Annotated in this window: 10 protein-coding genes, 2 tRNA genes and 1 pseudogene; 7 read left to right on the forward strand and 6 right to left on the reverse strand. The window is 57.8% G+C overall.

Translation table 11 applies throughout. From position 1 onward, the window contains the following. Window positions 1-88: 88 nt before the first annotated feature. Window positions 89-174: transfer RNA gene (locus AACR93_RS23045), tRNA-Leu, on the forward strand. 109 nt (window positions 175-283) lie between these two features. Further along, entirely contained in the window at window positions 284-556 is a 273-nt protein-coding gene (locus AACR93_RS23050; RefSeq protein ID WP_033113978.1) for a late competence development ComFB family protein, read from the forward strand. A 6-nt stretch (window positions 557-562) separates the two neighbouring features. On the opposite strand, the gene AACR93_RS23055 is transcribed toward AACR93_RS23050, so the two are convergent. Continuing rightward, window positions 563-769, reverse strand: a complete 207-nt coding sequence (locus tag AACR93_RS23055) for a hypothetical protein (protein ID WP_033114083.1) — start codon at window positions 767-769, stop codon at window positions 563-565. Between the two features lie 302 nt (window positions 770-1,071). Here AACR93_RS23055 and nhaC point away from each other — a divergent pair, with 302 nt between their 5' ends. Beyond that, window positions 1,072-2,481 carry a Na+/H+ antiporter NhaC gene (gene nhaC, locus AACR93_RS23060; protein WP_043852090.1) on the forward strand — a complete coding sequence of 470 codons (1,410 nt, stop codon included), beginning with the start codon at window positions 1,072-1,074 and terminating at the stop codon, window positions 2,479-2,481. A 114-nt stretch (window positions 2,482-2,595) separates the two neighbouring features. Here nhaC and erpA read toward each other — a convergent pair whose 3' ends face one another. The 3 genes from erpA to clcA all read right to left on the reverse strand — a co-directional run bounded on the left by erpA (window position 2,596) and on the right by clcA (window position 5,214). Beyond that, entirely contained in the window at window positions 2,596-2,946 is a 351-nt protein-coding gene (erpA, locus tag AACR93_RS23065) for an iron-sulfur cluster insertion protein ErpA (protein ID WP_005340225.1), read from the reverse strand. Between the two features lie 87 nt (window positions 2,947-3,033). Further along, the gene (locus tag AACR93_RS23070; protein WP_042030308.1) at window positions 3,034-3,729 is read right to left on the reverse strand and encodes a DUF6776 family protein; all 696 of its coding nucleotides are present in this window, start codon (window positions 3,727-3,729) and stop codon (window positions 3,034-3,036) included. Window positions 3,730-3,822: 93 nt separating this feature from the next. Beyond that, window positions 3,823-5,214, reverse strand: coding sequence for a H(+)/Cl(-) exchange transporter ClcA (clcA, locus tag AACR93_RS23075; RefSeq protein ID WP_041210899.1), 1,392 nt, complete (start codon window positions 5,212-5,214; stop codon window positions 3,823-3,825). Window positions 5,215-5,458: 244 nt separating this feature from the next. Between clcA and hemL the strand changes: the two genes are divergently transcribed. Together hemL and AACR93_RS23085 are read left to right on the forward strand one after the other, a co-directional pair. Further along, a complete protein-coding gene (hemL, locus tag AACR93_RS23080) occupies window positions 5,459-6,745 on the forward strand; it encodes a glutamate-1-semialdehyde 2,1-aminomutase (protein WP_043852091.1) in 1,287 nt (428 codons plus the stop codon). A gap of 196 nt (window positions 6,746-6,941) precedes the next feature. Next, on the forward strand, window positions 6,942-7,757 hold the full coding sequence (locus tag AACR93_RS23085; RefSeq protein WP_043852092.1) for a hypothetical protein: 816 nt from the start codon (window positions 6,942-6,944) through the stop codon (window positions 7,755-7,757). On the opposite strand, the gene AACR93_RS23090 is transcribed toward AACR93_RS23085, so the two are convergent. Further along, on the reverse strand, window positions 7,672-8,574 hold the full coding sequence (locus AACR93_RS23090) for a sulfite exporter TauE/SafE family protein (protein WP_041210896.1): 903 nt from the start codon (window positions 8,572-8,574) through the stop codon (window positions 7,672-7,674). The genes AACR93_RS23085 and AACR93_RS23090 overlap by 86 nt on opposite strands. Before the next feature lie 276 nt (window positions 8,575-8,850). Further along, entirely contained in the window at window positions 8,851-9,600 is a 750-nt protein-coding gene (locus AACR93_RS23095; RefSeq protein WP_041210895.1) for a DsbA family protein, read from the reverse strand. 197 nt (window positions 9,601-9,797) lie between these two features. Here AACR93_RS23095 and AACR93_RS23100 point away from each other — a divergent pair. Together AACR93_RS23100 and AACR93_RS23105 are read left to right on the forward strand one after the other, a co-directional pair. Next, window positions 9,798-9,885: transfer RNA gene (locus AACR93_RS23100), tRNA-Ser, on the forward strand. 156 nt (window positions 9,886-10,041) lie between these two features. Beyond that, window positions 10,042-10,239, forward strand: a pseudogene (locus tag AACR93_RS23105) (GNAT family N-acetyltransferase); the annotation flags it as partial. Window positions 10,240-10,330 lie beyond the last annotated feature (91 nt).

Consider the following 10,330-nt stretch of genomic DNA (forward strand, 5'->3'; position numbering starts at 1 on the left):
TCCCTCTCTTCGCACCATGATTCTGACATGTAAAAACAGAGCGATGCGCTCCAACCGCATTTAAAAACCAGCTGGAAAAAATCAGTGTGCGAAGGTGGCGGAATTGGTAGACGCGCTAGCTTCAGGTGTTAGTGTCCCACGGATGTGAGGGTTCGAGTCCCTCTCTTCGCACCATTCATTACGCAAAAGGCCCATCACGAAAGTGACGGGCCTTTTGTTTTTACTCCTTGTTATGGCTATGCTTTTGACGACTCACCGCCCATCGCCATGCCAAGGAACGCATATGATACTGGATACCGACATTCACAACTTCTACGAGCATCTGGTGCTCAAGGAGATTGAAAAGCAGGGTCTGCAGCAAAAACTCAGCAGCGACCAGATGGCCGATCTCTGCTGCCTCACCCTCAACCAGCTCCCCTCCCACTATATTCGCCACGATGTCGACATGATCTACTTCCTGACCGATGCCAAACGGAGCGAAATGGAGAAAAATGTCGTTGAATCGCTCAAGCAGGCCCAACAGAAGATCAAGCAGGCTCCCGTCAAACACGCATAACGCCTACTAGCCGGTATGCTGCCAGAGCAGGGCCACCACGCCGGTCAGCCCTGCCACTGGCAACAGGATCAGTGCTGGTTTCAATCTGGGTTCAAGCATCATCCAGGCAGCCAGCAGAAAACCCAGACTCCAGATGCCGTACTCTTTGTCATGGCCCCATCCGAGCACAACCAGCCCGGCTAGCAGCATCACTCCCCGCACCACCCAGTTCATCTTTTTCCTCCCCCACAGAGATAATGATAATAATTATCATATTCATAAATGAGAGATGCAACCATCCTCCAGCGCAAGACTCAAAATAGGCTTTTATGCCAATAAAGCGCTCAAAAACGGGTTATGAGATCAACAATTCTGTGATTTTTTCAATCAAAAGTGCAATTTTGCCAATTTGGTTAGGCTTTAACCCTCCCACTTTGTGGTAGATTGCGGCCTCTTTTTGGGTTGGCCCCTCGGGATATACGTATCCACAGGATGAGAGGAGCCAACCTTGGCGAGCAAGAGTTTAGGAAGTATCTATGCAAAACCAACACAACCACATCCGATTGCCGAGCATGTCGCAGGTGTTTGCCTGTCTGGCCATTTTTCTGGCTCTGGCATTCTCGTTCACCAGCGTGCTCGATCTGCCTATCCAGCTGGCACTGTTCATCGCCTGGTTCGTCATCATGGGGCTTGGTATCAAGCTCGGTCATGACTACAAATCCCTGGAGCAAGCCGCCGTTGATGGGGTATCCAAGGGGATGGGGGCCATCCTGATCCTGGTTTCCGTCGGCGCACTGGTCGGTACCTGGATCGCTGGCGGCATCGTGCCCAGCATCATCTACTTCGGCCTCAAGGTGATTCACCCTTCCATCTTCCTGCTTGCGACCCTGATCATCTGCTCGCTGACCTCGCTGGCCACCGGCACCTCCTGGGGTTCGGCCGCCACCGCCGGTATCGCCATGATGGGGATTGGCCACAGCCTCGGCGTACCTGCGCCTCTGGTTGCCGGTGCCGTGCTCTCCGGCGTCTATTTCGGTGACAAGCTCTCCCCGCTCTCCGACTCCGTGGTGCTGGCATCCACCATGTCCAACGTCGACGTGGTGGAGCATATCAAGGGGATGCTGCCTATCAGCCTGCTCTCCTACATCATTACCGCTGTGCTGTTTACCGTGGTCGGCATGCAGTATTCGGGCAACGTCAGCCTGGAGCAGGTCAGTCTGGTGATGGAAGCGCTCGACAAGCAGTTCAACATCACTCCGCTGGCCATCGTGCCGGTGGTGTTGGTGCTGGGCCTCCTGGCCAACCGCAAGCCCGCCTTCCCGGTGATCAGCTTCGGCGCCCTGCTTGGCCTGATCTGGGCCATCCTGTTCCAGGACATGGATCCGGTGAAAGCGATGCACTCTGCCTACAGCCCGTTTGCCATTACCTCCGGCATCGACTTCATCGACAACATCCTCGGTCGTGGCGGGATGGAGTCCATGCTGGGCTCGGTCGCTGTCATCATCTTCGGTCTGGGCTTTGGCGGCCTGCTGGAGAAAGTAGGTATCCTCTCCGTCATCGCCAGCGCCTTCGAGAAGCGCATCAACAGTGCCGGCAGCCTGACAACCCACACCATTGGCACCGCTTTCCTGGCCAACGTGTTCGGCTCCGCCATGTATGTATCGCTGATACTGACCCCCAAGATCATGGCCAAGAACTACGATCGGCTGGGACTGGCACGCAAGAACCTCTCTCGCAACGCCGAGTTTGGCGGCACCCTTACCTGCGGCATGGTGCCCTGGAGCGACAACGGCATCTTTATGGCCGGGGTACTGGGTGTGGCCACCCTCGACTACCTCCCCTACATGTGGCTGAGCTTCACCTGCATCATTGTGACCATCACCCTCGCCTACATGGGCAAGGCGGTGAACAGGGTTCCACTGGTAGCGGCAGCAAGCTCCCGCTAACTGTACCAATCAAAAAGGCGCCTCATCGGCGCCTTTTTATTTCCACTCAACCATCTGCACAAGGAAAAACGGCCCTCGTTGCCGAGAGCCGTTGCGTCTGATCGTCGGGAGCGATCAGATGGAGAAGCTGGACCCACAACCACAGGTAGTGGTTGCATTGGGGTTGGTCACGGTAAAGCGTGAACCTTCCAGCCCCTCGGTGTAATCCACACTGCCGCCAACCAGATACTGGAGACTCATCGGATCGATCACCATGGTGACGCCATTCTTCTCGACCACGGTATCGCCGTCGTTGATCTTCTCATCAAAGGTAAAGCCATACTGGAAACCAGAGCAGCCCCCACCCGTGATATAGACCCGCAGCTTGAGCTCCGGATTCTCTTCTTCGGTGATCAGGTTCTTCACCTTGTTGGCCGCCGCATCCGTCATCTGGATGGGCAGCGGGGCTTCTGCTACTGCACTCATTACTGACCTCACAACCATTAGATCCACAAACATGGAAACCGCGAAATTATCCAATACCCGACCATTCAGTTCAAGTATTCACCACGTTTAACCTGCAGCGGGCACCGGAGCAGGCGGTGCGGCGACTAGCGGCTTAAGCGCATCGGCCCACTCAACCAGCAGCTCCTGCGCCGGTTGCCGGCCATCCTTGTTGATGGTGACCCGGATCCGATCCGGCACAAACCCTTCCGGCAGTTGCCAGTTTCCCTCCAGCAACTGGAAATAGCGCAGGGAGTAGCGCCACTCGCTCACCTTCATGCCCAGATCTCGCCCGGACAGCACTTTTGGCTTGTCGCCAAGGCTCCCCTCGACCCGGATCTGCACCTGACCGCGAAACAGCTCGCGCTTCTTGGCGGGCTGGGTCAAAGCCAATCGATAGTGGTAGCGGCCCGGAATGCTGCTCTCCTGCAGGGTCAGGTTGTCGATTACCACCCCAACCTGCTCGCCAGTCGGGCGCATAATCCGCTCGAAAAAGGCCAGCTGGCGCTTGAGCTCCTGCACCTGCGCCTCCTGACTCTTCAGGGTGGTCTGCAGCTGCTCGAAGGCGGCTCGCTGGGTGGCGAGCTGGGTATCCTTGAGACCGAGATCCGTCTTGAGCTGGCTGATAGCATTGCTCTGGCGATCCAGCGTCTCCTGCTGAACCCCCAGCAAGCTGCTTTGCGCCAGATCCTGATGGTTGCCGGCAAAATAACCGGCCAGACCACCTACTGCGAACACCACCAATAACTTCAATAGGTTGGACATAGCCCTCTTTCCCGTTATTTGCCTCACAGCGGTAACTGCGACCTCCTTTCACTATACCGCCCTAACCGAAGTCACAGGTGGTGATGGTGAAAATTAACTGGTGGCCACACTGCCATCACCCCGCTTTTGACGCGCGGCAAGCCGTAAAGTTCGCTCAAGGATCTGGGAATAGATAGGACGACCGCCCAGCGCTTGCGCCACAAGAGTGGCTCCCATGGTGGTGATCATCATCGGCAGGATCAGCTGGTAGTTGTCGGTCATCTCGGTGACCAGCACGATACCCGTGATGGGCGCTCGCACCGTCGCGGCAAACAACGCTCCCATGCCGGCAATGGCAAAGGCGCCGGGCTCGATGCCAAGCTCCGGAAAAGCCGCGTGGAACAGATGACCAAACACCACGCCAAACAGGGTGCCGAGGGCCAGGGTCGGCGCAAACACCCCGCCGGGCGCGCCGGAGCAGAAGCAGATCAGGGTTGCCACCAGACGGATGGAGAAGATAAGGAAGAGGGTCGCCATCGCATACTCGCCCCCCATCAGATGAGGAATGAGCTCAGTGCCGCCGCCCGTTACCGAGGGGGCAAACAGCGACAGCACGCCGAAAGTACCGGCAACCAGCATACCGATGGCAACAAAACGGTGGCGCTTGTTCTGGTGCAGCGCCAGATAGCCATCCTGACAGGCCAACACCAGCTTGTTGAAAACAAAGCCCAATACGCCGAAGGTGGCCCCCATAAAGAGGAATAGCCAGAGCGCCTTGAGGGCTGGTGCATCGTAGTGCGGCAGAGTGATCACCGCCCCCTGCCCCTTCATGTTTTGCAGCATCAGGGTCGCCATGATGGCGGAGATCCCCACCGCCTTGATGGCTAGGAAGGAGTAGCGAAACTGCGGCCGCATCTCCTCCATCACAAACAGAATGCCCGCCAGCGGTGCATTGAAGGCCGCCGCCAGACCGCCCGCCGCTCCGGCAGCCAGCAAGGCGTGGCCATGCTCCTTGGGCAGCCGGAAGATATCCGCCACCATCTTGCCGAGGTTGCCGCCGATCTGCACCGAAGGCCCTTCCCGTCCCAGCACCATGCCGGAGCTCAGGGTACACACGCCACCGAAGAACTTGACCGGCAACACCCGCCACCACCGCACCGGACGCAGGTCCTCCATCGCCCCCTCTATTTCGGGAATGCCGGAGCCACCGGCCTCGGGGGCAAAAGTATGGGTCAGGAAGTAGCCGATACACCCCAGCATGGCGCTGAAGCCAAAGCCAAGCAGGCCGAGCTGCCACCATGGGCGATCAGCCAGCAGGGCGAGCCGCTGCTCTGCCAGCCAGTGCACGCCTGACTCGAACAGGCCGCAGACCAGCCCGGCCAGGGTGCCGACCAGTGCCGCCAGCAGCAGAACCAGCAAGGGCATCCTGTCTTGCCGAATGATTCGGGAAACCGGCCCACGCGGCGAGGCGGACGGTTCGGAAGAGGAGAGAGCTTGTTGCGCCATCTTGTTACACCAACTTGGAAACACCATATCGTCAGCTAGCTGAGATCAGGATCACCCGGCGCGTTGCTCGGCTGCCCAGGGCTGGGGCTTTCTGCTATAGTCGGCCCGTTAAATTTTTGTCACGGGAGCAGACCGAGAGTCCGGGTGGCGAGAGCGCAAAGCATACTCCTGATGCCCCTACCTGCCGAGTCTCGATCGACTGCTTTCTCCTGCGTGACGACCAAAATCCCATTAAGGATGATCCATGTCAAAATCAGATCAGCTGTTTGAACAGGCCCGCCAGACCATTCCGGGTGGCGTCAACTCACCGGTCCGCGCCTTCAATGGGGTCGGCGGTACACCCCGCTTCATCGATCACGCCGATGGCGCCTACCTCTATGATGTGGATGGTCAAGCCTACGTGGATTACATCGGCTCCTGGGGCCCCATGCTGCTGGGCCACAACCACCCGGCCATCAAGGCCGCCGTCATCAAGGCAGTGGAAAAAGGGCTGAGCTACGGTGCACCGACCGAGATCGAAGTGCTGATGGCCGAAAAAGTGCGCCAGATCGTCCCTTCCATGGAGCAGGTACGGATGGTCAACTCCGGCACCGAGGCGACCATGAGCGCCATCCGTCTGGCCCGCGGTTACACCGGTCGCGACAAGATCGTCAAATTCGAAGGCTGCTACCACGGCCACGCCGACTCCCTGCTGGTCAAGGCTGGCTCCGGCGCCCTGACCCTGGGTCAGCCCAACAGCCCGGGCGTACCGGCCGATTTCGCCAAGCATACCCTGACCTGCGTCTTCAACGATCTGGACTCGGTGCGCGAAGCCTTTACCCAGTACGGCAGCGAGATCGCCTGTATCATCGTCGAGCCGGTCGCAGGCAACATGAACTGCATCCCGCCGGTACCCGGCTTCCTGGAGGGGCTGCGCGCCATCTGTGACGAGTTCGGCGCCCTGCTGATCCTGGACGAGGTGATGACCGGCTTCCGCGTCTCCCTGCGTGGTGCTCAGGGCCACTACAACATCGACCCGGATCTCACCACCCTCGGCAAGATCATCGGTGCCGGCATGCCGGTAGGCGCCTTCGGCGGCAAGAAGAAGGTGATGCAGCACATCGCCCCGACCGGCCCCGTCTATCAGGCCGGTACTCTCTCCGGCAACCCGGTGGCCATGGCGGCCGGCCTCACCATGCTGGATCTGCTGCTGGAGCCGGGTCTCTATGAGCAGCTGAGCGCCAAGACTGCCCGTGTTGCAGAAGGGCTGAAAGCCGCCGCCGCCAAACACGGCATCCCGCTCGCTATCAACTATGTGGGTGGCATGTTCGGCTTCTTCTTCACCGACGAGCCCGAAATTACTCGCTACGAGCAGGTCACTCGCTGCGATATGGAACGCTTCAAGCGCTTCTATCACCTGATGCTCGAAGAAGGCGTCTATCTGGCGCCGAGCGCCTACGAGGCCGGCTTCCTGTCGCTGGCTCACGGCGACAAGGAGATTGAACACACTCTGGCAGCCGCCGAGCGCACCTTCGCCAAGCTGGCCGGCTAAATCGCCGCTGCTTGTCGCCAAAGGGCCCGTCACGGGCCCTTTTCCATATCTGCAATCTACGCCCGCTTCTGGTGCACCCCGACCTCCTATCCCGCTTATTTGCCACCCTCTGGTGCAAATGCTCCCGCTCAGCCTGTCATATATCGGGCCCACTATTTGCACATCCGCTACAGGAGCCCACGTCACCGAGGTCCATATGGCAGAGATGAGCCCCATCGATGTATTGCGACGTTATCAGGAGTATCAGGTCGAGCTGACGCCACTGATCCATGGTTTGCTCGGCGCACCTCTTTCTGCGCTCAAGGAGTACCCCTTTATCATCAGCATCGACCGCTATCAGGGGCCAGCTTGCATCCTGTCGCCACGCCCGAGCACGCAGAACCGCTTGCAACTGATCGCTCGCGGAGAGGGGCGAGAGCTTACCCTCTGCCTCAATCAACTGATCGCCTGGCTGATGGGAGACAGAGAACGACGCCGCGCCATGCCCTGGTTCAAGGCCATCTATGTGGTACTCAGCATGGCGCTGTTCCTCATCGTTGCGACGCTCATCTGGCACGGACTGGAACAGCTCTATCTGCTGCTATGCGGGGCGCAGCAGAACCGACTGGGGGCACTCAGCGCCATTATCTTTCTGACGCTGGCACTGGCGGTATTCGATCTGGGCAAAACCATTCTGGAGGAGGAGGTGCTGCTGCATAAGGATATCTTCCGCCACAGCGCCATAAGACGCACCATCACTCGCTTTATCGCCGCCATCCTGATCGCGGTCTCTATCGAAGGGTTGTTGCTGCTATTCAAAGGGTCGCTCGGCCAGAGCGAGCTGCTCTGGCCTGCGATTGGGGTGATGGGGTGTGCGGTGGGATTGCTGCTGGCCCTCGGACTCTATGTCTTTCTCGGGGCCAGAGCGGAAGCGGCACTGGTGCAGGCTAACCAGCGATATCCGCAGCCAGCTGCGCGCTGGGGCGACGAGCAGCCCGCCAGGAGGCGTACATGGTCCAGGAGGTATAGATGACGATAAAGGCAACCAGCCACTTCAGCATCGCCATATCCATCGACTTGACCAGCATGGCTGCCAGCACCACACCGATGGGGCCAAAGATGGCAACCGCCAGCACCGCCTTGGCATCAAATGCCCCCTTGCGGATAAAGGTGCCTGCGGAGAAGACGCTAAGTACCGCGGTAGAGCCCATCATGATGGGGAACGCCGCCAGCGGGTTCATCCCGAGCAAATAGACCAGTGTCATACAGGGAGCGAACAGACCGATCCCCACATTCATCAGGACACCGAAGATAAAGTTGCCGATCAGGGCGATCACCAGCTTGTAGCCACTGAGCCCCATGGCCTCGCCACCGACCGGGAAGAGGCCGAGCAGGCCGGCAAAAATCAGTCCGGCAACGACCAGCAGAGAGACCGCCATCACCAGCCGGATGGTCTGCCGATCAAACGAGGCGACATGACGCGCCCCCCAGGCAGCACCGGCTGCGGCAGCAATCATCATGCTGATCAGCGTCAGCGGCTCCACCGCTACTGCGCCAACAAAGATCAGCGACTGAGTCACGGTCGGCAACACACACTGGCCGTTGAGAGTCCCCGGCAACAGACGATCATCGATTAGCTTGAACTGCTTGTAGCAAGCTGTTTTGACCGCAAAGCTGCCAACCCCCAGGGTATCGAGAAAGTTGGCAACACCGCCGATCAGCGCCACCGGCCAGAAAGGTGTGGACTCAAAAGTCCCGTTGCATCGTTTTTGCCAGCACGCTTGTACCAGCATAAAGATGAATACCAAACCGCCAGCTATAAAAACAAGCCGCAAAATATCAACTAACATAGGGGTTTTCTCCTGCAAGGGACGCGATTCTAAGGCAGGCAGCAGAAAAAATCCTGACCTGAATTAAGCAACTCTCACAGGCGACTGCGGGACGCTTAAATAAATACGAATGGAAGTCGAACGACTCTGCTAATACTTGTTACTGAGACCGAGAGGTCGAGTCCTGCGCACGTTGTTATGGTCCTTTCGCGACGACCACCTGTGACTCGGGACATAAAGAAAAGAGGGCCGGTAGCAATACCGACCCTCTTTTTATTCCGTCAGGATACAAGCGCGTTACTGGATGCTTTTGCCAGCACGCACATCCTTGATAAAGCTCTTCAGGCTTGCCAGATCCCGTGGTGCACCACGCAGGATCTGGTCACCGATGATAAAGGCGGGAGTACCGGAAATACCGAGCGCTTCAGCCAGAGCCCGGTTGGTGCCCAGATTCTGATCGATGCTGCCATCCTTGATCTTGGCCTCTACCTTGCTCCAGTTAACACCAGCCTCTTCCGCCACCTTCTTGACCTGCGCTTCATCGGAGAGCGGGCCCTGATGGGCATAGAGCTTCTCATGGAAAGCCTGGTACTTGTCGGGCTGACCCAACTGAACGGCCAGTGCGGCACGCGCGGCGAAATAGGAGGTTTCGCTCAGGATCGGGAACTGCTTGTAGATGTAGCGAATATCCTTGTCCTCAGCCATCAGCTGCTCGACCAGCGGATGTGCCCGCTTGCAGTAACCGCAGTTGTAATCAAAGAACTCGACAATCGTCAGCGACCCCTTCGGATTGCCCATTTCGGGATCCTTGTTGCCATAAAGCTGCTGGGCATGGGCCTTGATCAGCGCCTTATCGCTCTCGGCCTGCTGACTCTCCTGCTTGGCACGCAGGGCATTGGACATCTCGACCAGGATCTCGGGGTTCTTGACCAGATAGTCACGAACGATCTGCTCGACATCACTCTTGGTCAGCTCGCTCGCCTGTACCGGCGATGCCAGCAAGGTTACGCCCGCCAGAGCGCAAAACAGGGCATTTTTAATAGTCATAATGTTATCTTGCAGAGGATATGATGGAGGCCACTATAGTGGTGGACTCTCTTTTCAAGTCAAGCAATCAGGTCAAAAAAGCACTCATTCCAACCAGTTTGCCCATTTAATCGGTCATTTCGTGCAATTAACCAGCAATCGAACCAGCCGGGGATTTACAACCCTGATCAGCGTGGTAATATTCGCCGCACTGCTGCGGAGGGGTGGCAGAGCGGCTGAATGCACCGGTCTTGAAAACCGGCGATGGGCGACCATCCGTGGGTTCAAATCCCACCTCCTCCGCCATTTATTCCGAGCCCATGCAACGCAAGTTGCGTGGGCTTTTTGTTTTTATCCCCTCTCTATATCCCATCACTTTACCTTTCATGGCGCTTCATATGCCGCCTCACTGTAAACACACTGTTTCCTACCCCAACTGCTCTCTGAGCTGAAGGATAGAGGTTAAAACTCGGCAAACTGATGATGGAGAAGATCATCCGCTACGCCAGCGAGCAGGGCATTGGCCAGCTCTCCGGCATGACCATGCCGAGCAATCGCGGCATGGTAACCCTCGCCAAGCGACTCGGCTTTACCATTGATGTCCAGATGGAGGAGGGAGTGGTCAATATGGTCCTTACCTGCGGGGCTGTAGCCCGGTAATGGGGATGGGTGGCTGCGAGTAATCCAGTACCAATGGTTGTGAATCATCCAAAAATGACTGTAATTACATACCGAAAGGAGGGAATAGTGG

It is taken from the genome of Aeromonas sp. L_1B5_3, from assembly GCF_963866575.1.
GTDB lineage: Bacteria > Pseudomonadota > Gammaproteobacteria > Enterobacterales > Aeromonadaceae > Aeromonas > Aeromonas jandaei.